Source organism: Paenibacillus sp. p3-SID867 (assembly GCF_025142895.1).
GTDB lineage: Bacteria > Bacillota > Bacilli > Paenibacillales > Paenibacillaceae > Paenibacillus_AQ.
Map to the genome: position 1 here is coordinate 677,903 of NZ_JAMBDM010000001.1, position 26,582 is coordinate 704,484.

General features: G+C 49.3%; 23 protein-coding genes, 11 tRNA genes and 1 rRNA gene. 3 read left to right on the forward strand and 32 right to left on the reverse strand.

Going from position 1 to position 26,582, the window contains the following annotated elements:
- Positions 1–742: 742 nt before the first annotated feature.
- The 5 genes from M4D81_RS03125 to M4D81_RS03145 all read right to left on the reverse strand — a co-directional run bounded on the left by M4D81_RS03125 (position 743) and on the right by M4D81_RS03145 (position 5,244).
- Positions 743–1,198 carry a hypothetical protein gene (locus M4D81_RS03125; RefSeq protein WP_260064426.1) on the reverse strand — a complete coding sequence of 152 codons (456 nt, stop codon included), beginning with the start codon at positions 1,196–1,198 and terminating at the stop codon, positions 743–745.
- A gap of 83 nt (positions 1,199–1,281) precedes the next feature.
- Positions 1,282–1,788 (reverse strand): type 1 glutamine amidotransferase domain-containing protein, encoded by a 507-nt coding sequence (locus M4D81_RS03130; RefSeq protein WP_071222763.1) that lies wholly within the window; start codon positions 1,786–1,788, stop codon positions 1,282–1,284.
- A 217-nt stretch (positions 1,789–2,005) separates the two neighbouring features.
- The gene (locus tag M4D81_RS03135) at positions 2,006–2,173 is read right to left on the reverse strand and encodes a hypothetical protein (protein ID WP_194541505.1); all 168 of its coding nucleotides are present in this window, start codon (positions 2,171–2,173) and stop codon (positions 2,006–2,008) included.
- Between the two features lie 104 nt (positions 2,174–2,277).
- Entirely contained in the window at positions 2,278–2,721 is a 444-nt protein-coding gene (gene dtd, locus M4D81_RS03140; protein WP_071222761.1) for a D-aminoacyl-tRNA deacylase, read from the reverse strand.
- Between the two features lie 345 nt (positions 2,722–3,066).
- A complete protein-coding gene (locus M4D81_RS03145) occupies positions 3,067–5,244 on the reverse strand; it encodes a RelA/SpoT family protein (RefSeq protein ID WP_071222760.1) in 2,178 nt (725 codons plus the stop codon).
- A 301-nt stretch (positions 5,245–5,545) separates the two neighbouring features.
- Here M4D81_RS03145 and uraA point away from each other — a divergent pair, with 301 nt between their 5' ends.
- On the forward strand, positions 5,546–6,844 hold the full coding sequence (gene uraA, locus M4D81_RS03150) for a uracil permease (RefSeq protein WP_260064427.1): 1,299 nt from the start codon (positions 5,546–5,548) through the stop codon (positions 6,842–6,844).
- A gap of 94 nt (positions 6,845–6,938) precedes the next feature.
- Here uraA and M4D81_RS03155 read toward each other — a convergent pair whose 3' ends face one another.
- From M4D81_RS03155 to M4D81_RS03180, 6 genes are all read right to left on the reverse strand, one after another.
- Complete coding sequence (locus M4D81_RS03155) at positions 6,939–7,454, reverse strand: adenine phosphoribosyltransferase (RefSeq protein ID WP_260064428.1); 516 nt, start codon at positions 7,452–7,454, stop codon at positions 6,939–6,941.
- Between the two features lie 26 nt (positions 7,455–7,480).
- Entirely contained in the window at positions 7,481–9,880 is a 2,400-nt protein-coding gene (recJ, locus tag M4D81_RS03160; protein WP_260064429.1) for a single-stranded-DNA-specific exonuclease RecJ, read from the reverse strand.
- Positions 9,881–9,941: 61 nt separating this feature from the next.
- A complete protein-coding gene (locus M4D81_RS03165; protein WP_071222756.1) occupies positions 9,942–10,907 on the reverse strand; it encodes a cation diffusion facilitator family transporter in 966 nt (321 codons plus the stop codon).
- Positions 10,908–11,045: 138 nt separating this feature from the next.
- Positions 11,046–11,963, reverse strand: a complete 918-nt coding sequence (gene secF / locus M4D81_RS03170; protein ID WP_074961950.1) for a protein translocase subunit SecF — start codon at positions 11,961–11,963, stop codon at positions 11,046–11,048.
- Positions 11,953–13,203, reverse strand: coding sequence for a protein translocase subunit SecD (secD, locus tag M4D81_RS03175; protein WP_074961948.1), 1,251 nt, complete (start codon positions 13,201–13,203; stop codon positions 11,953–11,955). Before secD ends, secF begins: the two co-directional genes overlap by 11 nt.
- 131 nt (positions 13,204–13,334) lie before the next feature.
- Positions 13,335–13,592, reverse strand: coding sequence for a post-transcriptional regulator (locus M4D81_RS03180; RefSeq protein WP_006208841.1), 258 nt, complete (start codon positions 13,590–13,592; stop codon positions 13,335–13,337).
- A 189-nt stretch (positions 13,593–13,781) separates the two neighbouring features.
- Here M4D81_RS03180 and spoVB point away from each other — a divergent pair, with 189 nt between their 5' ends.
- Positions 13,782–15,383, forward strand: coding sequence for a stage V sporulation protein B (spoVB, locus tag M4D81_RS03185; protein WP_260064431.1), 1,602 nt, complete (start codon positions 13,782–13,784; stop codon positions 15,381–15,383).
- Here spoVB and M4D81_RS03190 read toward each other — a convergent pair.
- Positions 15,380–16,162, reverse strand: a complete 783-nt coding sequence (locus M4D81_RS03190; protein ID WP_260064433.1) for a YetF domain-containing protein — start codon at positions 16,160–16,162, stop codon at positions 15,380–15,382. The two genes, spoVB and M4D81_RS03190, sit on opposite strands and share 4 nt — an antisense overlap.
- 192 nt (positions 16,163–16,354) lie before the next feature.
- Here M4D81_RS03190 and M4D81_RS03195 point away from each other — a divergent pair, with 192 nt between their 5' ends.
- Positions 16,355–16,744: a TIGR04086 family membrane protein gene (locus M4D81_RS03195; protein ID WP_071222753.1), complete on the forward strand. Its 390-nt coding sequence runs from the start codon at positions 16,355–16,357 to the stop codon at positions 16,742–16,744.
- 138 nt (positions 16,745–16,882) lie between these two features.
- Here M4D81_RS03195 and yajC read toward each other — a convergent pair whose 3' ends face one another.
- From yajC to rrf, 20 genes are all read right to left on the reverse strand, one after another.
- Positions 16,883–17,197 carry a preprotein translocase subunit YajC gene (gene yajC, locus M4D81_RS03200; RefSeq protein WP_071222752.1) on the reverse strand — a complete coding sequence of 105 codons (315 nt, stop codon included), beginning with the start codon at positions 17,195–17,197 and terminating at the stop codon, positions 16,883–16,885.
- A gap of 47 nt (positions 17,198–17,244) precedes the next feature.
- The gene (tgt, locus tag M4D81_RS03205) at positions 17,245–18,384 is read right to left on the reverse strand and encodes a tRNA guanosine(34) transglycosylase Tgt (protein ID WP_071222751.1); all 1,140 of its coding nucleotides are present in this window, start codon (positions 18,382–18,384) and stop codon (positions 17,245–17,247) included.
- Between the two features lie 20 nt (positions 18,385–18,404).
- Entirely contained in the window at positions 18,405–19,436 is a 1,032-nt protein-coding gene (queA, locus tag M4D81_RS03210) for a tRNA preQ1(34) S-adenosylmethionine ribosyltransferase-isomerase QueA (RefSeq protein ID WP_071222750.1), read from the reverse strand.
- A 5-nt stretch (positions 19,437–19,441) separates the two neighbouring features.
- On the reverse strand, positions 19,442–21,532 hold the full coding sequence (locus tag M4D81_RS03215; RefSeq protein ID WP_260064434.1) for a SpoIID/LytB domain-containing protein: 2,091 nt from the start codon (positions 21,530–21,532) through the stop codon (positions 19,442–19,444).
- Positions 21,533–21,590: 58 nt separating this feature from the next.
- Positions 21,591–22,598 (reverse strand): Holliday junction branch migration DNA helicase RuvB, encoded by a 1,008-nt coding sequence (gene ruvB / locus M4D81_RS03220; RefSeq protein WP_071222748.1) that lies wholly within the window; start codon positions 22,596–22,598, stop codon positions 21,591–21,593.
- Between the two features lie 29 nt (positions 22,599–22,627).
- Positions 22,628–23,245, reverse strand: coding sequence for a Holliday junction branch migration protein RuvA (gene ruvA, locus M4D81_RS03225; protein WP_260064435.1), 618 nt, complete (start codon positions 23,243–23,245; stop codon positions 22,628–22,630).
- On the reverse strand, positions 23,242–23,745 hold the full coding sequence (ruvC, locus tag M4D81_RS03230) for a crossover junction endodeoxyribonuclease RuvC (RefSeq protein ID WP_071222746.1): 504 nt from the start codon (positions 23,743–23,745) through the stop codon (positions 23,242–23,244). Before ruvC ends, ruvA begins: the two co-directional genes overlap by 4 nt.
- 212 nt (positions 23,746–23,957) lie before the next feature.
- Positions 23,958–24,671, reverse strand: a complete 714-nt coding sequence (locus tag M4D81_RS03235; protein ID WP_071222745.1) for a BofC C-terminal domain-containing protein — start codon at positions 24,669–24,671, stop codon at positions 23,958–23,960.
- A gap of 146 nt (positions 24,672–24,817) precedes the next feature.
- Positions 24,818–24,891 (reverse strand) — tRNA-Pro (locus M4D81_RS03240).
- An 8-nt stretch (positions 24,892–24,899) separates the two neighbouring features.
- Positions 24,900–24,979 (reverse strand) — tRNA-Leu (locus tag M4D81_RS03245).
- Between the two features lie 41 nt (positions 24,980–25,020).
- Positions 25,021–25,097 (reverse strand) — tRNA-Arg (locus tag M4D81_RS03250).
- 4 nt (positions 25,098–25,101) lie between these two features.
- Positions 25,102–25,176, reverse strand: a tRNA-Gly gene (locus M4D81_RS03255).
- 40 nt (positions 25,177–25,216) lie between these two features.
- Positions 25,217–25,292, reverse strand: a tRNA-Lys gene (locus M4D81_RS03260).
- Positions 25,293–25,421: 129 nt separating this feature from the next.
- A tRNA-Asp gene (locus M4D81_RS03265) sits at positions 25,422–25,498 on the reverse strand.
- A 30-nt stretch (positions 25,499–25,528) separates the two neighbouring features.
- Positions 25,529–25,605: transfer RNA gene (locus tag M4D81_RS03270), tRNA-Met, on the reverse strand.
- 88 nt (positions 25,606–25,693) lie between these two features.
- A tRNA-Val gene (locus M4D81_RS03275) sits at positions 25,694–25,769 on the reverse strand.
- Between the two features lie 164 nt (positions 25,770–25,933).
- Positions 25,934–26,008: transfer RNA gene (locus tag M4D81_RS03280), tRNA-Glu, on the reverse strand.
- A gap of 17 nt (positions 26,009–26,025) precedes the next feature.
- Positions 26,026–26,117 (reverse strand) — tRNA-Ser (locus M4D81_RS03285).
- Between the two features lie 5 nt (positions 26,118–26,122).
- Positions 26,123–26,198 (reverse strand) — tRNA-Asn (locus M4D81_RS03290).
- A 10-nt stretch (positions 26,199–26,208) separates the two neighbouring features.
- Positions 26,209–26,325: ribosomal RNA gene (gene rrf, locus M4D81_RS03295) — 5S ribosomal RNA — on the reverse strand.
- Between the last annotated feature and the right edge of the window lie 257 nt (positions 26,326–26,582).

Below are 26,582 nucleotides of genomic sequence, written 5' to 3' on the forward strand. Positions count from 1 at the left end.
CACTTCTTGAAACTAACTTAGAACTAACTATGCAAAAACTCCTGGGGAGTCATTTCGCAACAAGCCGTGAAAACTAAAAAATCTCCCGCCCCGCTGTCCTAAGACAACAGGGACGAGAGATCGTTATATAATCACCCGTGGTACCACCCACATTCCGGCGTTGACACACCTTTAATCAGTGCGTTCAATCATCCGCTTCATCCGTATAACGCCCGGCCGCGCAGTTCGGCTACTGTCTATCCCACCGGTTAACCGGTGCTTGCTTCGCCGTCTGTTCTCGGGGAGGTCATTCGTCCACTCATCAAGCGAATCCTTACAGCCAAGGGATTCTTCTCTGGTCTTGTGGGGATGGAGTACTTGTTCCCGTCATGAAATCTGTTATTGATAAATATAGTATACCCAAAACATTATATTTTTAGATTCTAATGAACTACCACACTAAAGTCAAGAAACTTTGTTGAAATTGCCCGAAAAAAGAAAAAAACCTACAAACCACGTTGTAGGTCCAAAACATATATTATATAAAAAAGGGGGTCATGCTGTTATTATAAACAGGGAATATTAAAGAAACATTGAACAAACATTACAGTTATGTTACAAGCAAGAAAGCGCTTTTAATATTATAACCAAAAAAGGCTGCTCCATCAGCGGAACAGCCCTTTTGCGTTCCCAGGTAAGCTCCCCGGGAATGATGATCTTCCATCTTCTAAAAGGGAAATAACGCTGCTAGCTTCTTCGCTAATTAGTCAAATCGCTCCACATAAGCGTTATTCGCCCGCAAATCATGGACGATCTGATCGTAATCCTCGTCCCTTACCTTAACGGACAGCGTATATCTCAGATCATCATAGTCCAGGTCCGTTACGTCTGCTTCGCGCCAAGTGTCGCCGAGTGTGTCATCGTCGTGCGGTCGATCTTGCGCTATATCGCGGCTGTCATTGGCGTCACGGGAGCCCACGATGACCCCGGGAGCCCCGACGACTCCGCCAGGCGCTCCCATCGTTGTAGCCCCTGCAGTCGCTCCGCCCGTGCCGGAATTGCCCCACGGCACCAGCGGCACGAGGATATTGCCTCCGCCTCGAACCGAATCCTGAAGCTGTCCCACCTCCAGCTGCTCCGTATTGTACGTTAACAGCCTCGTCCTTGCGCCTTCAGCGTCGTCTTCCGTTCTGAAATAAGCTTGAATTTGTCTAGACATGTCCATTCCTCCTTTTTTTCAACCCAAGTGTTTGAAAGACCGGTATAACATGGACAACCATACAGCATGCAGCTTCTTTCTTCTTACAGTGCCTTTAAGAGCTCACGCACAAAGGCCGGCTCATCTTTCGGCGTCCGGGACGTAATGAAGTTGCGATCCACGACGACTTTTTCATCCTTAAAGTTAGCGCCGGCATTTACCATATCATCCTGAAGCGGAGGATAGGAAGTGATCGTGCGTCCCTTCAGCAGGTCGGCACTTGCCAGAATTTGCGGCCCGTGGCATATCGAGGCAATCGGTTTGCCTGCCTTGTCCGCTGCTGCAACAAACTGCAATATATGGGAATCCAGACGCAAATTTTCCGGGGAAGAGCCGCCTGGAATAACCACCGCATCATAATCGTTTATATTGACGTCGGCAATGGCTTTATCCGTTGTATACGATGCCTTGCCTTGTTTACCCTTAACCTCTTGTCCTTGCTTCAAACCAATAATATCAGCTTGATGCCCCGCTTCCTTCACGGCATCATAAGGAGTTTTCATCTCGGAATCTTCGAATTGGTCAGCTAGTAGAAATGCAACTTTACTCATCTGGCATGTCTCCTTTCATGATTGTCCTCGATTTGTTATTACCCTGGAATGTCCTTTTTATAACAGCGGAATGGACGAAAGCCCCGCGATCTGCACCATTCAGGCACATGGTCATGATAGGGGGTCTGTGGGACTCACAGCTTATGAAAAGGAGCCTGAGAATATTCTCAGGCTCTTTCATGAAGTCACCAGGAGTGACACACGATCCTATTGGGTCCTACGATCTCGGCAGCTGCTTCCGCATATGTCCCTTTATGCTGATGAGTTGTACAGGATCTTCCGAAGCTGCAACCATGCGCTCTGTGCTCGCTGCTTCCCTAATGTCTCCGGACCCGACCATCGTGGGCAAACTGCTCCATATCGAAAATTTGGGAGGTTGGCGCATAGCTAACACGGCTCCTTTTTTGTGTGAATGCCTCACAAGCATTTGTTCACTCAGGATGCCCCATCTCTTCAATATGATGCATGCTGTCCGTCTTTTTTAGCCGCTTATGATCTGCTGTCAATGATCAGGGTTACCGGGCCCCAATTGGTTAGCGACACGTCCATCATGGCTCCGAACACCCCGGTCTCAACCTGCAACCCCTTCGCTAAGAGCTCGCGGTTAAACGATTCATACAATGCATTTGCTTCATCCGGTTTGGCGGCGGCCATGAAATTCGGACGTTTTCCCTTGCGGGTGTCACCATAAAGTGTAAACTGGGATACCGACAGAATGGCTCCGCCCACGTCCTGGACGCTAAAATTCATTTTTCCATCCTCGTCCTCAAAAATGCGCAGTCCCGCAACCTTCTCGGCAAGGTATTTGGCATCCTTCTCTTCATCCTCATGCGTCACACCGACCAGCACCATCAATCCAGCTTCAATCTGGCCAACGATTTCATTGTCAACCGTGACTTGCGCATGCTTACATCTTTGAATAACCACTCTCATTGTGTTTAGCTCCTTCTTTTCCATAAGAAAAATGTCTATCGATGTACTCTCTAAGAAGACAGACCGCGTTTATCGGTGGTTTTTCTTGCGATATCAGGCAGACAGATCCTCCGAAGTTTATACTCTGATATCTTAAGAAAAATGTCTATCGATATGCTCTCTAAGAAGACAGGCCGCGTTTATCGGTAGTTTTTCTTGCGATATCAGGCAGACAGATCCTCACACTTAAAATAAAACGGCCTGTCTCCCGCAGGATAACAGACCGCATTCGTATAATCATCCGAGACTGTACATGTCCATAAAACCCCGGAGTCCGTTAACCACGCTACCGTGCCATCACTTGCGTCACTGCATGATTCGATGAACGGTATATACATCCTTCACCCGCTTGATTCGCTCCACAACGGAATGAAGGTGATCCGTATTGCGGATCAAAATCGTCATGTGAATCATCGCCATTTTATTCTTGTCAGATCGGCCGGTCACAGCGGAAATATTCGTTTTGCTCTCTGAAACGGCCTGAAGAACTTCATTTAACAGTCCGTTGCGATCATGGCCCGTCACTTCGATATCAACGCTGTAGTTAGCCTCAACCGCCGTTTCCCATTCCACCTCGATGACGCGAGCGGCATCCTCGCCTTCACCCATGGACGGCAGATTGGCACAATCCGAACGATGGACCGATACACCGCGTCCGCGGGTAACGTAACCGACAATATCATCGCCGGGTACGGGATTGCAGCATCTCGCGAAGCGCACCAGCAGATTATCAATCCCCTTCACGCGCACGCCGTTAGTCGGACGGCTTCGTTTCTCCGCCGGCTTGATTTCCTTCATCTCGGAGGTCAATTCAAGCTGATTTGCTTCCTCCTGCTCCTTACGGAGCTTCTCGGTCACTTTGGTACAGATTTGTGCGGCCGTGATCCCGCCAAAGCCAACCGCCGATAACATATCCTCGATATCATTAAAGGCGAATTTCTTGGCCGCCTCCATTAATTTATCATCGGTCGTCCATTCGGACACCTCAAGACCGAGGCGCTTAATTTCGCGCTCCAGCATATCGCGCCCCTTCTCCACATTCTCTTCCCGCTTCTCTTTCTTGAACCACTGCTTGATCTTACTGCGGGCATGGGAGGATTGGGCAATCTTCAACCAGTCCTGGCTAGGACCGTACGAATGTTTCGATGTTAAAATTTCCACGATATCGCCAGTCTTGAGTTGATGATCCAGCGGAACGATTCTGCCGTTGACCTTGGCACCAATCGTCCGGTTTCCTACTTCAGTATGAATTCGATAGGCAAAATCGAGAGGGACGGAGCCTGAAGGCAGCTCGATCACCTCGCCTTTTGGCGTAAACACAAAAACCAAATCGGAGAAAAAGTCCATCTTCAGAGATTCTACAAATTCCGAGGCATCCTTCGTCTCATGCTGCAGCTCCAATATTTCACGGAAGAACGTCATCTTATTATCGAAGCTGCCTCCGTTGCCTGCGGAACCTTCTTTATAGGACCAGTGAGCCGCGATACCGTACTCTGCCGTACGATGCATCTCCCAGGTCCGGATCTGAACCTCTGTCGGTTCCCCATTCGGTCCGACCACCGTCGTGTGAAGGGATTGATACATATTCGTTTTTGGCATGGCGATATAATCTTTGAAACGGCCAGGCATCGGCTTCCACAAGGTGTGGATGATGCCAAGCGTAGCATAACAATCCTTGATATTGTCCACAATAATGCGGATTGCAAGAAGATCATAAATTTCGTTGAATTGCTTGTTCTTCACCGTCATTTTCTTAAACACGCTGTAGATATGCTTCGGCCTGCCCGATAAGTCGGCTTGTATGCCCATCTCGTCGAGCTTCTCACGGATACAGACTATGACATTGTCGATATACTGCTCACGTTCAGCCCGCTTCTTGTGCATCAAATTCGCAATGCGGTAATACTGCTGCGGATTCAAGTAACGAAGCGCGATATCCTCCATCTCCCACTTGATCGCGGAAATACCTAGACGATGAGCGATCGGACAAAAGATCTCTAGCGTTTCATAGGAAATACGGCGCTGGCTTTCCTCGGACTGATACTTAAGCGTGCGCATATTGTGAAGCCGATCCGCCAGCTTAATCACGATCACCCGGATGTCCCTAGCCATCGCGATAAACATTTTACGATAATTTTCGTTCTGCTGTTCTTCTTTGGATCGGAATTGGATACGTTCCAGTTTCGTTAAACCATCCACCAGCAGTGCGCAGGTATCCCCGAAGCGCTCACGGATCTGCTCGAGCGATACAGTTGTATCCTCAACGACATCATGAAGCAACGCAGCAATAATAGACAACGTGTCCATCTGCATATTCACCACGATGTCTGCAACCGCAAGCGGATGAAGAATATAAGGTTCTCCCGATTTCCGCACTTGTCCGTGGTGGGCTTGCTCCGCAAATTCATAAGCTTCCTGGATGCGGAGAAGATCGGGTTCTTTTATATAGGCGCTGGCCTTTTCGAGTAATCGCTCTATGCCCATTTTGGAGTCCTTCTCTTCCCTTTCTATATAAAATGGAACCCGCCCTTGTCAAAACGTGCAGGTTCCCTCGTGATTGTTTTCCTATCATTATGACGCTTGTGACGTTATACGTCAACATGTCGAGCATTCAGACACTTATAGTATGCCCGTTTCCGGCTCGGAGACATCAAAACTTGACATGAAATGGATATTTTGACGAACTGTAAAAATTAGTGTTGAAAAAACGAACGATTGTATTTAATCTATTAAAGATCGTACGCGAACGGTCCTATATTTAAAGTCCTAAGAGGAGTGAAATGGTTTGCAACGAGAAATTCAAGTAGATGAGAAACTTCCGTTTGGCCCAGGTTTCCTTCTGAGCCTGCAGCATTTGTTCGCCATGTTCGGAAGTACGGTGCTTGTACCGAACCTATTCGGCGTGGATCCCGGCATGATCCTGCTGATGAACGGCATCGGCACGCTGCTCTACATTTTTTTATGTAAAGGGAAGATCCCGGCCTACCTCGGCTCCAGCTTTGCCTTTATCGCACCGGTTCTGTTCGTGCTCGCCGGCGATCCGGAAGCCAATTATAGCAAGGCACTGGGCGCCTTTATCGTAACAGGGATTATCTTCTGTCTGGTAGCTCTCCTCGTTAAATATGCGGGCACCAAATGGATCGACTTCTTATTCCCTCCAGCGGTTATGGGTGCCGTCATTGCCATGATCGGGCTTGAGCTTGTACCGGTTGCCGCTGGTATGGCCGGCTTCTTGCCAGAAGAGGGACAATCCATTGATCCTACAACCATTACGATTTCACTAGTGACACTTGGTGTCACCGTACTCGGATCCATCCTGTTCCGCGGCTTCGCCAAAATCATTCACATCCTGATCGGAATTGTTGTCGGTTACACTCTCTCCTTCGCGCTAGGCGTGGTAGACACCGAGAAAATCGCGAACGCGAAGTTCCTGTCTGCTCCTGAGCTGACAACCCCGGTATTCGATAACGGAGCGATCTGGTCCATCATTCCGGTGGCAATCGTTGTGATCGTTGAGCACATCGGGCATTTGCTGGTAACAAGTAATATCGTGGGCAGAGACCTTTCCAAAGACCCTGGCCTGCACCGTTCCCTTCTCGGTAACGGTATATCCACCATCCTGTCAGGATTCGTAGGTTCCACACCCAATACCACCTATGGTGAAAATATCGGGGTCATGGCACTCACAAAGGTATACTCGATATTCGTAATTGCCGGAGCAGCCGTTATTGCGATTCTGCTCTCCTTCTCTGGAACGTTCTCCGCCGTTGTAGCCAACATTCCTACGCCTGTAATGGGCGGCGTATCTCTGTTGCTGTTCGGGGTTATCGCAGCTTCCGGTCTTCGGATCTTTGTTGAGCAAAGGGTCGATTTCTCCAAAGCAAGCAACATGATCCTGGCTACGCTAGTTCTGGTAACAGGAATTAGCGGCGTGACATTGAAGATCGCTAACATCGAGCTAAAAGGTATGGCCCTGGCTACTATCGTAGGTGTTCTCATGGCCCTCCTCTTCAAAGTCTTCGAGATTACCGGCCTCTCCAATGAAAAAAATGATGAGCCGCTCGTAGAAAAAACGCCGGATTGAAACGACAACTCGATTGCAAAATAGAAAAATGCCCTAAGCTGACTGCTCAGGGCATTTTATTATTTCCCGGGAAAATCAGGGAGAATGTTGTCGATTACTCGTATTGCATTAATGTAAATACATCGATTCCATCCAGCTTCGAACGGCCATTGAGATCAGCCAGTTCGATCATGAATGCTGCTCCAACAACGTTTCCGCCCAATTGACGAATGAGGTTAACCGAAGTCGCAATCGTACCGCCTGTTGCAAGAAGATCATCCGCAATCAATACATTTTGACCCTTCTCGATTGCATCGGTATGCATCGCCAAGCGATCTTTACCATATTCGAGGTCATATCCCACTTCGATCGTTTCGTAGGGAAGCTTTCCGCTTTTGCGAATGGGCGCGAATCCTACCCCAAGAGCATAAGCCAGCGGAGCACCTACAACAAATCCACGGGCTTCGGGACCAGCTATCACATCAATTTTGAGATCGGATACCATGACCTTCAATTCTTCGATGGCTTTGCGATACACCTCACCATTCTTCAGCAGTGTAGTAATATCTTTGAAGCTGATCCCCGCCTGCGGAAAATCGGGAATGACACGAATATAATCTTTAAAATCCAAAATAATCTCCTCCTGTATAGTTGCGGTTAAGATACGCCTTTTGTGCGGGACATCATCCATTGGGTTAATTGTTCCGTACCGGCATGCAGCAGATGCTGCTCCATATCTGCCAAATCGCTTAGTTCACGGAAGTGACGGGAAGCATCCAGCGGCTTTTTCTCCGGCTTCGGTATAAAGGTAATCTGTCCCTCATCACGCTGGATGAACGCCAATTCCTCAAACACATCCAGTACTTTGAGCAGCATGCGTTCGGACAAGGACGTCTGCTTCTGCAGACGTGCTACAACCTCATTCTCCGACACGGGAGCGGACGTCATTCCGGCAAGTGAAACGTACAGCTTTTTAAACTGTTCGCGGTCCGGAATTTGCAGTCGTTCGCGCAGGTTCCGGGTCGGATGCAGCATGAATATATTAGGAACGGAATGGAAGGCTGACATGAATGCATCCAATTGTTCAGCCGTCTCCGGTACATCCAGTACGAACAAAACGGAAATATCTTCTTGACTGTTCTCAGCAATATCATTATCCGGCATGATGCCAGCATTCCTATCATATACCCAAAGGCACATATCATACAATTGACTTTTTATTTCCGGATGTGAATCTTTTGCGTACACCACTGCCGAACGGACTGCCGTGCAGCGCAGATGCGGCTCCAGCTCCGCTCTCCACCTCTGAATTTCCTGTATCGGCTCCTTGATCCCGCGGTAGTCAAACACCTGTTGATAAGGGGCGCAGATATCCTGAATCATGAGCTGTACTTTACGGCTCCCGTTCCATTCATTCACGGAAAGCTCGCCAAGCACATCCACAACCGATCCCACCGGCAAAATATCGGCTAGATGTCCCCAGCCGAATGAGATTGCATCGATAACCTCCCGCTTTTGCTGCAAACGAAGCTTCAGATGTTTCCCCTCTTTGCCGATTTTGCGGACATCCTTGATGACAACATCCCGAAAGACAATCTTCGGCACAGCATTGGCCATGCCAAACGGGCCTAACTGTTCAATTTGTTCAATAACAGGCACCGATACCTCCGACAAGCTAGCCTCCAGGTCCGCTTCACAGATTGCAATCAGATGCTCTTCTTCGAGCGCTTCTTCCGCATATCGATGAAGTCCCTGTTCAAATTCCTCCAAACGGTCCCGATGGAGGCTCATGCCCGCTGCGGATGGATGACCCCCAAAGTGGTCCATGACGTCTTTGCAGGAATGCAGAGCCGCATAAATATCGAATCCTGGAATCGATCGGGCGGAACCTTTGCAGTTCCCCGTCTCGGGATCAATCCCGAGAATAACAACGGGCCTATAGAATCGCTCCAGTATTTTGGAGGCCACAATGCCAACTACGCCCACGTTCCAGCCTTCCCCCGCCAACACGATTACAGGAGGAACCTCCTGTCCTCTCCAGCGGTTTTGAACCATGCCCAGCGCTTCCTGGACGATGTTTTCAACCACTTGCTGCCGATCCTTGTTCAGCCCATCCAATTCCCAGGCAAGCCGCTCCGCTTCTTCCCGGTGTTCTGTTGTAAGCAGCGTAACGGCACGGCCTGCATGATCCAGACGGCCACTGGCATTAATCCGTGGTGCCATCGAGAATGCCACATTAACGGCTGTCACCTGCTCCACATGGATCCCTGATACCTCAAGCAGGCATCGAATGCCTTCATACTTCGTATTCCGCATCGATTCGATCCCGTGCTTCACAAGCACCCGATTCTCCCCCGTGAGCGGCATCAAGTCAGCAATGGTTCCGATAGAAACAATCTGAAGCCATTCCTCCGGCGGGTCTCCAACGAGAGCCTGTGCCAGCTTGTAAGCCACGCCTACGCCCGCCAGTCCCTTAAAGGGATAGGGACATGTAGGGATTTTCGGGTTGATCAGCGCATAAGCTTCTGGCAGCACCTCAGGCGGCTCATGATGGTCCGTGACAATTACGTCGATGCCAAGGCTGTTGGCATACGCAATCTGTTCGACTGCGCTAATCCCAGTATCGACGGTAATGACCAGACTGACCCCTTGCTGATGGGCCCAATCCAGCGCGTGATTATGTAAACCATAACCTTCATTGGATCGGTGAGGTATATAAATATCATAAGATGCACCCAAGTAACGCATCAGATGAATCATCAATGACGTGCTGGAAACACCGTCTGCATCATAATCGCCGTAGATTAGAATATGCTCCCGATCCTCCAGCGCTTTACGAATACGCGGTACAGCCTCCTGCATCCCTTGCATAAGATAAGGGTCATGCGTCAGCTCAAACGTTCCATATAGAAATCTCCGTCCATCCTCGGCTGAATGTATCCCTCGTGACGCCATGAGCGAAGCCACCATCGGTGGCAACGACAGATCCTGGGCCAGCCTATCGGTGATCGATGACTCTGCCGAGTGTATTCTCCATTCATATTTGGAATACAGCACAGGGACTCACCTTCCTTTTCCTGCCTTTTTCCTGCTGTCTTATACCTGTTAGCTCCAGACGCTACTGCGGCAGTGTCGGCATATCGTTGTCCATCAAGTCAAAGTTCGATTTATACGGATAACCCGGTTCATAGGGTACAACGTGAACCTTGGCATCCGTAACCTGAATAAAACGATGAGTTAACAGCTTCCGGATACGCTCGGCAATTTCTTGAGCCTCCAACACGGACGTCCGGGGATTCACGGTAATTTTCACTTCAATATTCACATGACGGATCTGCCCGTATTCCTGAACCTTCAGTTCCTCGATCGTGATCACGCCATGTACCCGCTGAATCGTATCCATGAATTCGGCTTCGTGCTCATGCCGCTTCTCTTCCACGAGGGTACCATAAACGGAATGAACGATTAATATATACCCCTTGCGGATCACGAGACAAGCCACAATCAGAGCCGCAACCGAATCCATATAGAGCAGGGGTGTCCAATCGAAGTAGGAGCCCCCCATCGCTAGTGACACGCCGATCAATACCGTTAGCGAAGAGTACAAGGTATATCGATGATCAGCGGACAGCACCTCGTACCTGGGGTCATTGTTTCTTTTTATCTGCCGGGATTGGTACTGAAACACGGCTTCATTCACCGCGAGTGATATAAAAACTGCAAGCAATGCCGATTCGGTCGGCGGCTCCAGGTCGCCTGATGCCATGGTTTGGATCGCGGATACCGCAATTTGAATACCACCCATGATCAATAAAACCGCAAATAGGATCGAGATGACCGGTTCCGTTGTGCCCGAAACGTTCCGTTTGTCCCGAATTAAGTTTTTATTGCCGAATATACCGAGGCTTGGCAAACGGTCCACCAATAAAGTTACGGCATTCGCAGCAGAATGCAGAGCATCTCCGATTAGAGCCTTACTCCCGGATAAATAACCGGCGATCCCTTTGCACAAGGCCAATGCAAAATCCGTTACAATGCCTGTCCAAAGGACAGTCTCCGTATGATTCAAACGTTCATTGCTCACTTGAGGCCCCCCTCAATGTCACTATTGATCCTGTGCTTATCACGCTGTTAACTTTAGAAAGCCGCGTCGCCAGCGACGCGGCTTTCCACTTGTATAGGATCCTCTGCTATCTAGACTGTTACACCAACAGCGGCTCAATTAGATTTCAATCTTATCTTTGCTTGGCTTAGGCGAATTTGGTTTATTGCTGACATTGCGCCCTTTAAGGAGGAGCCACAACGGACTCGCGATAAAGATCGAAGAGTACGCGCCGAATAACAACCCGATACAAATCGCCAGCGAGAACATCTGAATCGACTCACCGCCAAGCAGAAGTATGAAGAACGCTGCAATAAACACGGAAAGTGCCGTATATATCGAACGGCCGAGTGTCTGAGATAAGCTTTTGTTTACCAGATCCTTAAGATCCGAGTACCGCTTGATCTTGGCAAACCTTAGATTTTCCCTGATCCGGTCAAAGATGACGATCGTATCGTTAATTGAGTAACCGATAATCGTCAGAACGGCAATAATGAATGTCAGGTCTACCTCAAGACCGAGGATAGAGAAAATACTGATAACCACAAACGCATCATGCAGCAGGGCTACGATGGCTGCTATCGCAAAGCGCCATTCAAAGCGGATGCTGACATAGATGATAATTCCGATACAGGAGATCAATACGGCATAAATTGCGTTTCGGCCCAGCTCTTTTGCCATCTCGGGGTCCACCGTGTTGACCTCGAAAGTAGCCTTTTCATCCAGCTTCTCGATGCCGGTACGCATCTTCATATCCTGATCCTCGGTCAGCACCTCTCTGAATCGGATATTCACGCGGTCATTACCAGGTGTAATGCTCGCATCTTCACCGATTCCCGCCTCTTCTAACACGGTATCAATCTGCTCCGTAGTCAGCGTTTTGGAGAGGGAAATGTCCACGTTCGAGCCGGATTGGAAATCAACGCCGTAGTTAAGACCACGAGTCAAGAGGAATACCAAGCCCAGAATCGTAATTGCAATGGACAGTATATAGAAAAACCTGCTTTTGCCTACGAAATCGAAGTTCTTAAAGCTCACGAATGTCACGCTCCTTTACGCCATATTGGCTCGGTTTGCGGGCCCAACCAATATTCACAAGCAGATTGAGCAAGAAACGGGAGAAATAAACGTTCGTGGCAATACTCACGATGATCTCCAGAATCAATACAAGCGCAAAACCTTTGACCGCGCCAGTACCAAATCCGAACATAACAGCGGCAACGAGTATCGTCGTCAAGTTGGAGTCCATAATAGCTCGCAGGGATGACTTACCGCCTGCTTTCACCGCGGATGGAACACTCTTGCCAGTTCTGATCTCTTCCCGAATGCGCTCATAGGTGATGATATTGGCATCAACCGCCATACCAATACCTAAAATAAATGCCGCAATACCTGGAAGCGTCAGCGTAAAGTCAGCCCATACGAAAATAAGGATCAGAAGCCATGTATGCAAAATAAGTGCAAAGCTTGCCAGCAAGCCCGGTACACGATATCTGATAATCATGAACAGCAGGATCGCAACAGAAGCGATCAGACCGGCTTGTAAGGTCTTTGTAAGAGATTGCATGCCAAGCGTAGCCCCTACGCTCTGCGAATATTTCTCAACCAGTTTCAGCGGCAGGGCACCGAGATTGATCGTATCCCGGATCTGCTTTGCTTCATCCAGCGAATAATTCCCCGTAATTTGAGCGGTACCGTCCGTTAATACGGCTCGTACCGTCGGAGCTGACAGCAATTGGTCGTCCATGAAGATAGCCAGCTCTTGACCGAGAAGACGTTCTGTAATTTCAGCAAACTTCCCTTTGTCCTTCACTTTAATATCTATCATAGGCTGATTAAGCTGATCATAGGCAACCGATGCGCCGTTCTCGACGAAATCGTCGCCGCGGAGCTCAATTTTACAGAACTCCTCGCCTTCTTTGCAGCCGTCATTGCTTCGGAATGTGAGGTTTGCAGGTTCTTTCATTGTTTTTCGAACTTCAGCCTCATCCGTTACGCCTGCCACCTTTAAGCGAATCCGGTTCGTTCCTTCCGGCGTAACCTCAGGTTCTGATGTTCCCATTGCATCCGCACGCTTTTGCAAACTCTTTGCGGTTTCCTGCAGTGCTTCTTTTGTGACTTGCTGCCCTTCCATCAAAGGCTCCGCTTCATAAAGGATTTCGAATCCACCCTTAAGATCCAAACCTAGACGGACGTCTTTCAGCAAGCCCGGAGTTGTAACGGCCATTAATACAGTGATCACGAGTACGGTTCCGACGAAACTGATAATTCTCTTCATGCCGTCCTTTGTTCCCCCTTTTTACTCAATATTCCTATTATAGCGATGTCATAAAACCCAGTCAATTTATCAAAATTTGTCGGGCTTATGAATGAACCCTTATATCCGCAAGGCAAAAGGGACCTCTTCGATTAATCGAAAGAAGATCCCTTATATGCTGATATTGTCATATAGTTCATTAACGCTGTCGCCTTCAAGGACAGAATGTCATTGACCAGTTTATGGAGGGAGGGAACGCCTTCCTTTTCATACTTGCTGCTGACACAGTTCCAAATATCGTCGCTAGTCACATATTCGTACCCAATCAAATGCATTTCCTCAACCTTGCTCAAGCATACCATTTCAATGGTGCTCATCAATTCTTCCTCGCTCATTTGCTCGAGTTCCATGCAATATGGCCTCCTCACTGACTCCCTGTTGTCCCTAAGTTACATTCGACATGATACATTGCTTTCCTTCTATTCCTACCATGTCCTGAAAAAAAAGTAAAGTCATCAGATGGGACAGGTAGGGCATATCCATAAGAATAGCCATGTCGTGTCATCGTATTCAGTCTTAACCAGGGAGTGGGATGGACAGTGAACAAGCAATCATTTATTAAAGGAACGCTGATTTTACTTGCAGCCGGCATATTAAACCGCCTACTCGGTTTTATCCCCCGGATCGCCCTCCCCCGGATCATCGGACCCGAGGGTGTCGGAATTTACCAACTGGGCTACCCCTTCTTTATTGTGCTCGTGACCATCATTACCGGAGGAATTCCGCTAGCCATTGCCAAAATGGTTGCCGAAGCGGAAGGCGCCGGGAAGCGGGATGCTTCCCAAAAAATTCTGCATGTCAGTCTAATGCTGACGCTTACAGCAGGCACCCTCTTTATGGGACTCAGTCTGCTCCTTGCCCCTTGGGTAACCGGCGTGCTTTTGCCGGACGAGCGTGTATACCAGACCTTTATCAGTATGACGCCCATGATGATCATCATTGCCGTTTCGTCAGTCTACCGCGGATATTTCCAGGGCAAACAGAACATGATTCCCTCCGCAAGCTCCTCCGTGATCGAGACCATTGTCCGCATTATTTGCATGCTGTGGTTTGCACATCTCTTGATGCCCAAAGGCATTGCTTATGGGGCAGCGGGCGCCATGCTCGGAACAGCCGTAGGAGAATTGATTGGCATGATCGCACTGCTGCTGCAATACTCCGGCGAGGGACGGCGAACGAGTAAACTTTTACCCAAGCCCCAAGAAGCTGTATCCGAAAAAAAAGCAGACGAAGCCCCCCCGACGAATCAAGGCATTTTGAAACGTTTACTCGGCATTGCATTGCCTGTTACGGGGGGCAAGATGGTAGGGTCCTTCTCCTACCTGCTGGAGACGATTCTGACCAATCGCAGCCTGGCTATGGCAGGTATAGCGACATCCGTAGCCACAGCCCAGTACGGTGCCCTGCAAGGGATGATCATCCCGCTCCTGCTGCTGCCCGGTGCACTGACGGTTTCCCTGGCCATCTCTCTGGTACCTTCACTCTCGGAAGCAGCCGCCCGTAATGACCGGTCTACGATTCATAAACGGATGAATCAATCCCTTCGGCTAGCGCTTGTCTCGGGAGCTCCGTTCGCCATCATTATGTTTGTCCTGGCTGAACCATTATGTCTGCTCCTGTACAACAACGCGGAGATTAGCGATATGCTCAAAATCATGGCGCCGTTTGCCTTGTTCCTGTATGTGCAGTCCCCGCTTCAAGCTGCCTTGCAAGCACTGGACCGTCCAGGCCGGGCATTACTGAATACGTTATTCGGGGCGATCATCAAAATGAGCCTCATTGTGTATTTGGCATCCAATCCCGCCTTTGGCATAAAAGGAGCCGTCATTGCCATTATCGTAAACAGCATTGCAGTTACAATACTCCACGGTTTCAGCCTATCGAGGCTGATCGGCTTTCGATTCCGCCTGCTGGATTATGTCAAAATCGGGGCAGTTATGATCATTATGGGTGCCTGCGTTCTCTATGGGTACAAACATCTTCCGTTTTCGGCCGCGCCATGGTTGCAATTTTGGACCTCCATCGCATCTGGTATTCTGGTCTATTTCATCATGATCTTTATGACCAAGCTGGTAACACCACGAGATTTGGAGCGAGTGCCTGTCATCGGTGCCTGGTTCAATAAATTTAGCCGCCGTTAGATTCTGTCTTTACGGTCAATGTAAATCCGGCCTTTATGGTCAATAGAGCATAGAAAAATATCCTTAAAATCCTTAGCACCGAAATTCTGGATCTCGTTCTTAAGCCAGAACCGCGTTTTTTGGATTAATTCAAGGTTCTCGTCCTGCACCTTTCCATCCAATATAAGCGGTATGGGCAGTCCTTCATACGTAATTTTATCGTAAGGAATATCTACGACTGTAGGGTTTTCTTTTTCGAATTGAGATGAAGTGGATGAAGAGTTGGTGGCGCCTGAGGTGTTGGATGAACTTGAAGAGCTATTCGAACTGCTGTCGGAGCTGCTGTCCGTATCCTTCGGAATCACGGTAAGCTGGCCGGATGTTTCGAGTATCGCAAATTCGACGTCCGCGAGGCTGTCAATGTCTTTGCCCCTCAGTTGCTGCATCAGATCATCCAAATTATAGCGAAGCCTTGCCATCTCTTTGCGATGGAGTCTGCCCCGGGACACCAACACGCTCGGCTTTCCGTCAGCAAATAGCCGTATATTTCGATTTTTTAAGCCGATATAAGCAAGTCCTACCTGAATGGCAACCAAAACGGCGATAGGAGCAAGTCCCTCCCAAATCGGCTTTTTGATATCTTCAAGAACAAAAACGGCGATCTCTGCAATCATGATGGATATGACCAAATCGAAGATGGACAGCTTTCCAATTTCCCGTTTGCCCATGATTCTCATGGTGACAAAGATGACCACATACATCAGAATGGTCCGCAGAATCAGAATAGTCATATGAGACATAATCAATCCCTCCTAGCTTGCCTGACATTCTCATGTACAGCTATTCTGGCCTGCTACTGCTGTTCCCATTCGATTACAACAGATTAATTAATGGAAATCATGTTAATCCGTCAGCAAAATATTCAGTTTGTACTATATGTACAGGCTTGGCCATACAATTTAATGATCAAGATTTGTTAAGGGGGATGATTCATGGAACCGATCCGGCGAGTCTTCACTTTCAGGATCACCAATCCGATTCTTTCAGGACTATTGTATTCTTTTTTCTGGATGTTTCTTGGCGCGTTGGTATTATCCCTGCTTCTATGGGGCAGCGGGCTGGCCGAAGATGATTTATCGTTCTACACGTTTCTTGTACATGCCGTCTCCGCCTTTATCGGGGGTTGTGTGAGCGGCAAGCGCGCAGGAAACAAAGGTTGGTATTACGGCTGCCTGACAGGGCTGGTATACGGCGTTACACTGCTCGTCATTGGTTTTCTTGCTTTGGATAGCTCCTTATCTCTCGGAGATTTGACGCTGATTGCCACGGTATTTGCTGGCGGCGCCATCGGGGGGATGTTCGGGGTCAATTTGAAAAAATAACGCTGGCTCAAATGCTCTCCATTACTTAAGGACTTCTGCTTCCCATTCTTCACGCTCATATAAAAAACAAAGGCCGGCTCCCATGAGGGAGTCGGCCTTTGCTTTAACGATTACATTCCATATGTATGTGATACGTCATTATGCATCCGCATTCACACTATGGCTTATCGAGTTACGGTCGAACGTTAACTTCGTTACATCGTTCACTTTCAAGACCACAATGTCGTCGGTAATCTCCACAATCGTGCCGTGAAGACCTCCGATCGTTACGACTTTGTCGCCCTTGGACAAGGCGCTAAGCATGGCATTTCTGGTCTTCTGTTTCTTCTGCTGTGGACGAATAAGCAGAAAATAAAAGATGACAAACATCAGCACGAACGGCAAAATCAATCCCAAAATGCCTCCGCCGCCTTGAGTCTGTCCTGCTGCGAGATCAAATGAAGTTCCAAACATTTCTTTCCCCCCTTTCACAAACTTATCATGATGGCCATGATCTTGCTTTAGAACCCTTTTTCATTATCGTGTAGGCCGTACTTATCAAAAAACTCATCGCGGAAGTCAAGCAGACGATCTTCCATAATACTCTGACGCACATTACGCATCAAATTAATCAAGAAATGCAGGTTATGATACGTCGTCAATCTTAGTCCAAACGTTTCATCACTCTTGATCAGGTGACGCAGATAAGCACGCGAGTAGTTACGGCAAGTGTAGCAGTCGCATTCCGGATCCAGCGGTCCGTAATCCCTGGCATATTGAGCATTTCGAACGACAAGACGGCCTTGACTTGTCATCGTTGTCCCGTTGCGAGCGATCCGCGTCGGAAGCACGCAATCGAACATATCCACACCACGAATCGAGCCCTCAATCAACGCATCGGGTGATCCGACTCCCATCAAATAGCGAGGCTTATTGTTCGGCAGCAGGGGCACCGTGTAATCCAGCACTTCATACATAAGCTGCTTCGATTCTCCCACACTAAGTCCACCAATAGCATAACCCGGGAAATCCATGGAAGTCAAATCACGGGCGCTCTGACGGCGCAGATCCTCATGCATGCCTCCCTGAACGATGGCGAATAGGGCTTGGTCTTCCGGTCTGGCATGACTCTTCAGGCAGCGTTCAGCCCAGCGAGAGGTCCGCTCGGTGGATTGTTTAACGTATTCATACTCCGCAGGATAAGGCGGGCATTCATCAAAAGCCATCATAATATCAGATCCGAGCGCGTTCTGAATCTCCATCGCAACTTCCGGGGAGATAAACAGTTTATCTCCGTTCAAGTGGGAACGGAAATGTACGCCTTCTTCCGATATTTTTCTCATTTCTGCCAAGCTGAATACCTGGAAGCCACCGCTATCGGTCAGGATCGGACGGTCCCAGTTCATGAATTTGTGCAGTCCGCCCGCTTCTTTCACAATATCATGTCCAGGACGCAGGAAGAGGTGATAGGTGTTGCTCAAAATAATATGGGCATCCATAGCTTTTAACTCTTCCGGGCTCATGGTTTTTACGGTTGCCAATGTTCCGACAGGCATGAATGTCGGCGTATCGATCACGCCGTGCGGGGTGTGCACTCTGCCGAGCCTGGCGCCTGATTGTTTGCACGTTTTAATATGTTCATAAGTAACAGCTGCTGCCATTGTGATAACCAACCTCCGAATTAATAGATAAACATCGCGTCGCCAAAGCTGAAGAACCGGTATTCCTTCTCAACAGCCTCCTTGTACGCTTTCATAATGTGTTCGCGACCGGCCAGCGCACTGACCAGCATCACCAACGTGGATTTCGGCAGATGAAAATTCGTGATCAGCGCATCCACGACGGTAAAAGCATAACCGGGATATATGAAAATGCTCGTCCAGCCGCTGCTTTCGCGAAGAGGCTCGCCGTTTCGCTCCGATCCAACCGTCTCCAGCGTTCTGCAAGAGGTGGTTCCTACAGCGATAACCCGGCCGCCGCGCCGTTTCGTCTCATTCAGCAGCTCAGCGGTTTCCTGGGAGAGGGAATAGTACTCTTCATGCATGACATGATCCTCAACCTGATCCACGGACATCGGACGAAATGTCCCCAGTCCGACGTGCAGGGTAATGAAGGCGATGTCCACTCCCTTGGCCTGGATCTGTTCCAGGAGAGCTTCCGTGAAGTGCAGGCCAGCCGTCGGTGCAGCCGCGGATCCTTCATGCTTCGCATATACGGTCTGATAACGATCGCGGTCATCCAGCTTTTCCTTAATATATGGCGGGAGTGGCATTTGCCCCAGTTCATCGAGGATTTCTTGGAAAATTCCCTTATACGAGAAGGATAAGGTGCGGGCACCCATCTCTCCTTCTTCCTCGATGACCGCTTTTAATTTTCCGTCGCCAAAGGAAATGACGTTTCCTTTTTTCAGCTTCTTGCCAGGTTTTACAAGTGCTTCCCACCGGTCTTGCCCCATATTCTTCAGCAGAAGGACCTCTGCCTTCGCACCGGTGTCTTCCTTTGCACCGAATAATCGGGCCGGGATTACCTTGGTATCGTTTAATACAAGCGTATCTCCCGGATTGAGGTAGTCTATGATGTCCGCAAACGTTTGATGGCGTATATCTCCGCTCTGTTTATCCAGCGTGAGGAGCCTGGAGGAACTTCGATCCAGCAGCGGTGTCTGCGCAATTAAATGTTCGGGTAATTCAAAATCATACAAATCCACATTCATGTCGGTCAGTCCTTCGTAATAGTCGTGTTGCGGTAATAGTGTTGGAGTATCTGCTTGTAATCATACCCTTCGTCTGCCATTCCCTTGGCACCCCATTGAGACATGCCCAGTCCATGACCAAAGCCTTTACCGGTAAATTTAAAGCCGGGAGAGCTTTCAATCACGCGTGCTTTCCCCGTTCCATTCATCACAACGGTACCGGAACCTTTGACATTTCCGTTGCCGCTCCCTGAGATGACAGACACCGATTGGCCGCTTGATACCGTTGATACCGCACCATTCGCGCTCAATACAGTATAACTTCCGGTTGATTCAATATCAAACAATGTGCTTGGCAGACCATTAAAAGCCGAGCGGAACATATCCGGATATTTCACGTCCAGCACTTGACCGTTGGCTTTAACCGCAAGGGCACGTCCGGACGGGCCTCGCTCCGTTACATCCAGCGAAGTAATGGTAGCAGGCAGGCTATTGGAGGTTTTTCCTTTTAGAGAGGCGAGCAATTGATCCGAAGTATAGGGGCCGCGAGCCCAATCATAGCTGTTGGATTCCGCCACTTTCTCCAGGACGACAGCCGTTTCGCCCGGATTCATCTTGCCTACAGGCTCAACATTCGATTGGATCAATGGGAGTGGACGTACGTTCGTATCCTTGGCGGTAACCGTCATATACAGGAGCCCTGCCGATGTTTTGTTTCCGGTTTCCTTCACATTGTCCTCACGTACATAACCTGTAACACCACTCGGAAGAAGTACATGATACCAGGATTTCAGCGCTGCCTGGGACGAGGAGTCTCCAGGGCTTTCCACCGCAGCAAACAGATCGTTACGGTTACCCCACACCTCAGTGGAATCTGCCGTCATTCCTCCGCTATTGGAAGAAAAGACCGTTTCCACAATTTTGCCGTCCTTCATGACAACTTCGCCGTCGGTTGCATCCACTGCTTGAATAATGCTCGGATACTCATAGGCGGTCCCGTAATAAGCCTGGCTTAACGTTGTGTCCACGACATGAGCTACTTCGAACTTATTACCTTGGAAGAGCGCATAGCTGCGCGCTGCCACAGCCTGTGCTTTCAGTGCTTCAGCCCCCCAAGTAGACGGCACCTCGGCTCCAACGACGGAATACAGGTACTGCTGGAACGGGAGCTCATTGACAAGATACAATTGACCGTTCTTTTGTCCGATCTCCAAAGCGCCTCGATACGAACGATCCGATCGTTCCTTCACATTCGTTCCGGCGCCTGAAGTCCCTTCTAGACGCAATACGGACTGCCCCCCCGACAACATATAATGCTGTGTCGCTTGAGGAGTCGCCAGGTTCAGACTTACATCTCGTCTCATAATCAGACCCGGAGCTGACGCATTCTGTTCAACGAGGGAGCCGGATAGTTTAGAAGCTTCCTGTTTGAGCACAGCCAGATCGGCTGTGTTGGCTGCCTCGCCGACCCACACCTCATAAGCGGATGCACCTCCGCTAGGCACCACAACATTAAAAGCATCCATGCCGGCATCCACATACGTCTTACGCACAGACTCGGCTTCAGCCTCCGATCCGTACGATCCTGCTGTCAGATGCAGCCCGCCTTTAACCAAAGGCGTTTGACCATTCAGATGAGCAGCCGCCGTCTTTGCCGTTCGGGCAGCCCCGTCCAAGGCCGCTTTCTCTGTTCCGTACATACCTGCATATAGTTTGTAAACATTGCCGTCCGCAAACAGCAACGGTTTGTCATTCGTCGCTTGCAGTTTTTTTGCTGCTTCCGAAGCCGTTTTCCAATCCGTGGTCTCAAGCACCTTAACGCGGTATGTATCCACACTCATTCGGACCTGCTGGTTTGCTGGGATGTTTATCAAAGCCTGCTGTGCACCGGATGCAAGCAGCGATGCCGTCAGAGCCTCAGCGGATTTCAGTGTTACGGCATTGGTTGTTGATTTATACTGACTTCCCAGATCCAGGAACATCGCAACACGAATCGTATCTAATGAAGGAGCGGCCGCATGTACCGCAGGCGCGCTCCATAAGGTTCCGGCAACAGCCAGTGACAAGAGTCCTTTGGTGGTCCAACCGAATAATGATTTCGTCCAGTTCCTATCCATTTACGTATTTCCTCCTGTAGCTATTAGGATTTGGTATGAAATGTATTGATTCTATAATTTAACGACGATCCTCAGGGAAGGGAATGCCTAAATGTTGATAAGCTGTGGGCGTTACAACTCGTCCGCGGGGTGTACGCTGCAAGAAACCGATCTGTAAGAGATACGGTTCATAAACATCTTCAATGGTTTGGCTTTCTTCTCCAATGGTTGCCGCAATGGTATCCAGACCTACTGGTCCCCCGCGGAAGCTTTTGATCATGGCATTCAGCATTTTATGATCGATAAAGTCCAGACCCATCGGATCGATCTGCAGCATCTTCAACGCTTCCTGAGCGATGCTAGGCGTGATCATACCATCTCCTCGAACCTGGGCGTAATCACGCACCCTTTTCAAGAGTCGGTTGGCTATGCGTGGCGTCCCGCGCGATCTCAGGGCAATCTCTTCTGCTGCCTCTCCTAATATCTCGATCCCTAAAAGATCGGCGTTGCGTGACACAATGTAACTCAACTCGTCGACCGTATAGAATTCCAGACGGCTTACCACGCCAAAACGGTCCCTTAGTGGCGCTGAGAGCAATCCAGCCCGGGTGGTGGCGCCAATTAAGGTGAACGGTGGCAGATCTAGACGAACCGAGCGTGCGCTTGGCCCTTTGCCGATCATAATATCCAGCGCAAAATCCTCCATCGCCGGATACATCACTTCCTCTACCGTCCGGTGCAGGCGATGGATCTCGTCAATAAACAGGACGTCTCCTTCCTGCAGATTGGTGAGAAGCGCAGCCAGATCTCCCGGACGCTCAATGGCCGGACCGGAAGTCGTACGGAGATTAACGCCAAGCTCGTTGGCGATAATATTCGCCAGCGTCGTTTTTCCGAGTCCTGGAGGTCCGTACAACAACACATGGTCAAGCGCTTCGTTACGCATTTTTGCCGCTTCGATATATACCTTGAGATTTTCCTTAACTTGATTCTGTCCTATATATTCAGCCAAATAACGTGGACGAAGACTAAGCTCGACAGCCTGCTCGTCCATCATCAGATTGGCGGAAATAATTCGATCATCCATCTATTAAACTCCTCTCCTGCAGCGATCCTCTAGCCGGCGTATAGCTGCTGCAGTGCCCGTTTCATCAGCACGTCAACGGATTCACCGCTTGCGGCAGAATCCTTAATCTTAAGCCAGACCTTGTCCAGTTCGCTATCCGTATAACCAAGAGCCTTCAGTCCTTCACGTGCCTCAGACCACGCCGAGCCGTCAGCTTCCGGTTCAGGCTCCTGAATGGCAAACAGACCGGTCATCATGCTCGCATTTCCGAATCCCTCGAGCTTGTCCTTCAGATCCAGAATCATGCGCTGCGCTGTTTTCTTACCGATTCCCGGAAGCTTGATCAAGAAGGATACATTCTCTTGGTAGATCGCGGAAACCACATGGTCCGGAGATCCCCCGCCTAATATGCCGAGCGCCACACGCGGGCCGATTCCCGAGACTTCGATCAGTTTACGGAACAGCTTCTGTTCCTCCCGCGTCGGAAATCCAAACAGCAGGATGGCATCCTCACGGACATGATGATGGGTAAACACCGTAATAGTTCCGTCGGTTTTGGCAAAAGCATACGGATTCGGGCAGAATACCCGATACCCTACTCCTTGAACATCCAATACAATATATTCACTCTCTAAGTGGACAACCTGTCCCCGTAAAAAATCGATCATTTTCGCAATACCTCATTTAACTTGGAATTCAGTGTATAGGAATGGGCGTGACAGATCGCTACAGCCAGTGCATCCGCCACATCGTCAGGTTTGGGAATGCTCTGCAGCTTCAGGAACATCCTGACCATCTCCTGTACCTGTTTCTTCTCGGCCTTGCCATAGCCGACAATCGCCTGCTTCACCTGCATCGGCGTATATTCCGCAATTGGGAGCCCGCGCTGGACTGCAGCCAGGATGAGCACCCCTCTGGCCTGGGATACGGACATCGCCGTGGTTACATTCCGGTTGAAAAATAACTTCTCGAAAGCAACGGCCTCAGGCTCATATTTATCAATAAGCTGCCCCATGCCCTCGTAGACGTGGTGCAGCCTCTCTTCATCCGGAGTATGGGCTTCCGTCTGGATACAGCCATACTGTACCGGCGTGACTTTACTTCCAACCTTATCTACAAACCCGAAACCTACAATCGCAATCCCGGGGTCGATCCCTAAAATGCGCAAACCAATCTCTCCTCTGATGAAGCGAACATATGTATCGTTCTCTCATTATAACAAAAGATCGACCTCTGTTGAGGAAAAACTTTGATCCTTTAAGCACCGGTTACGTATCCTCTATATTGAGACCGCTAACATACCTGTCCAACGCAAAAAACTGCCCGGGAAATTTCCGGGCAGCACCATTTTCGGTCACCAAGCGACAAGGCCGGGAGGTCCTATGGGGTCGGGTTCATGACATTTTCAGCCATATCCCGGGCATAGTCGCTAAAGGTTGACAGAACACTGTTATACTCTTCCATATCTTGAATTCGAATACCTTCCTCAAGCTGCTGAATCACATCTCTAGGCAAAGACGACTCCATCGAACCGACATCCAGCTGAAAGAAGGTCCGCATCACTTTTTCTTCCTCCGGTGGTCCATCGAACAAGGTTAAGTTTCCGTTGGAATCAATGCTCATATAGGCTTGCCTCTTACAGGTGGGTGAAAGGTCGGATACGGTTTGCTCCAGCCAGACTTCACCCTTGTTATCCAATCGTCCCTGCCATAAAGGATTTTTATTCATCAGTTCATAAATGCCATCCGCCGTAAGCTTTCCCATATCCTGCTCTTCGATGCCACATACATAGGTGATCCGAACATGAACATGCTTCTTTCCCTTCGAGGTATTCAGCTTTTGCATGAATTCCCTCTGATCCTGCCGGCGCTCTTCCAACTTATCATCCTCGATCTGCAAGTAATGCATCGTTTCTACGGCCAGTGGCGTATCGTCGGATGCAGCAGTGAGCAGCTTATTCATCTGATCCTTTATATTCTGGCCTGACCATATCATGATACCTGCGATCAATAGGATCGCACAGGACCAAATCGCGCGTCTCCAGCGTCTCCAGCGTTTTCTGAACAGCTTCTTAAAGAAATGAAAAACACTCAAGGTTATCCCCTTCTATTCAATGTTTTTCATATTGTGACCGGGAAGCTGCCAAATTATTCAGTTCCGCTTTTGCCATCAGCCTCATTTTCAATCCATAACAAAGAAAGACCGCCTTCAGTTACACTGAAAGCAGTCTTTCGATCGAATCGGGATGACACGATTTGAACATGCGACCCCCTGGTCCCAAACCAGGTGCTCTACCAAGCTGAGCTACATCCCGTTATTTAATGCCGGTGAAGGGACTCGAACCCCCACGGTTTCCCTCACGATTTTGAGTCGCGCGCGTCTGCCAATTCCGCCACACCGGCACAATGAAATTTCATAATGAGTTAAGTAATTATTTCAAAAATGGCACGCCCTGAGAGATTCGAACTCCCGACCTTTTGATTCGTAGTCAAACGCTCTATCCAGCTGAGCTAAGGGCGCAAAATGGAGCGGACGACGGGAATCGAACCCGCGACCCTCGCCTTGGCAAGGCGATGCTCTACCGCTGAGCCACGTCCGCAATGTAATATGTATTCCGTCTTATGCTCTCTTGGTAAAGATGGTGAGCCATGAAGGACTCGAACCTTCGACACCCTGATTAAAAGTCAGGTGCTCTACCAACTGAGCTAATGGCTCTTATTACTAAGAGTAAATGGCGGAACTGACGGGATACTCTCTCTTCGTTCGAGACTGCGAAGTCTATACTAACGAAGATGCAGCTTCAACGAACCCATGACGGATTCTCATCCCTGAAGCTTTTAAGAATGGCGGAACTGACGGGATTCGAACCCGCGATCTCCTGCGTGACAGGCAGGCATGTTAGGCCTCTACACCACAGTTCCACGAGGCATTATCGCTATCGCGATATAAATTGGTTGCGGGGGCAGGATTTGAACCTACGACCTTCGGGTTATGAGCCCGACGAGCTACCGAACTGCTCCACCCCGCGTCATTAAAAAGGTTTCTTATATGGGGTCCCCGAAAAGTAATCGGAATTACCTGCGAAGCATGTGCTTCACTATTTGGGGATAAAATCATGGTGGAGGCTGAGGGGATCGAACCCCCGACCCTCTGCTTGTAAGGCAGATGCTCTCCCAGCTGAGCTAAGCCTCCGTCTGGTTTGTTGTTACTTAATTAAACGCTTCTCCTGAAGCAATTAAGAAAGTGGTGACCCGTAGGGGATACTCTCACTTCGTTCGAGACTGCGAAGTCAATGCTTACGAAGTTATCCTCCGACGAACCGGCGGGATTCTCATCCCCTGATGCAATTAAGAAAGTGGTGACCCGTAGGGGATTCGAACCCCTGTTACCTCCGTGAAAGGGAGGTGTCTTAACCCCTTGACCAACGGGCCATATATGAAGTCCTTGCTGGCGGAGAGAGAGGGATTCGAACCCTCGAGACGCTTTTGGCGCCTACACGATTTCCAATCGTGCTCCTTCGGCCAACTCGGACACCTCTCCATAAGTGGCTCCCCGAACAGGACTCGAACCTGTGACAACTCGATTAACAGTCGAGTGCTCTACCAACTGAGCTATCAGGGAATATGTATCCGCTTGGCGACGTCCTACTCTCCCGGGACCCTTCGGTCCAAGTACCATCGGCGCTGGAAGGCTTAACGGTCGTGTTCGGTATGGGTACGCGTGGAACCCTTCCGCTATCGCCACCAAACGTATATTCAGGATCCGGCATCGCCAAATGCCGTGATCATCCTCCATGAAAGTATAGCTTGTACACTTACAATTCAGTTTTGATCACCTGAAAACTAGATACGAAACGAAATTTGCGTTGATTAGAATCCGTAGCATTACCCGATGTGGTATCGGGGTCCCCGGAAAGTATTCGGCGTTGCTTCAAAGCTTCGCTTCACTTTTTGGGGTAATTTTGGATAAGCCCTCGACCGATTAGTATTGGTCAGCTCCATGCAT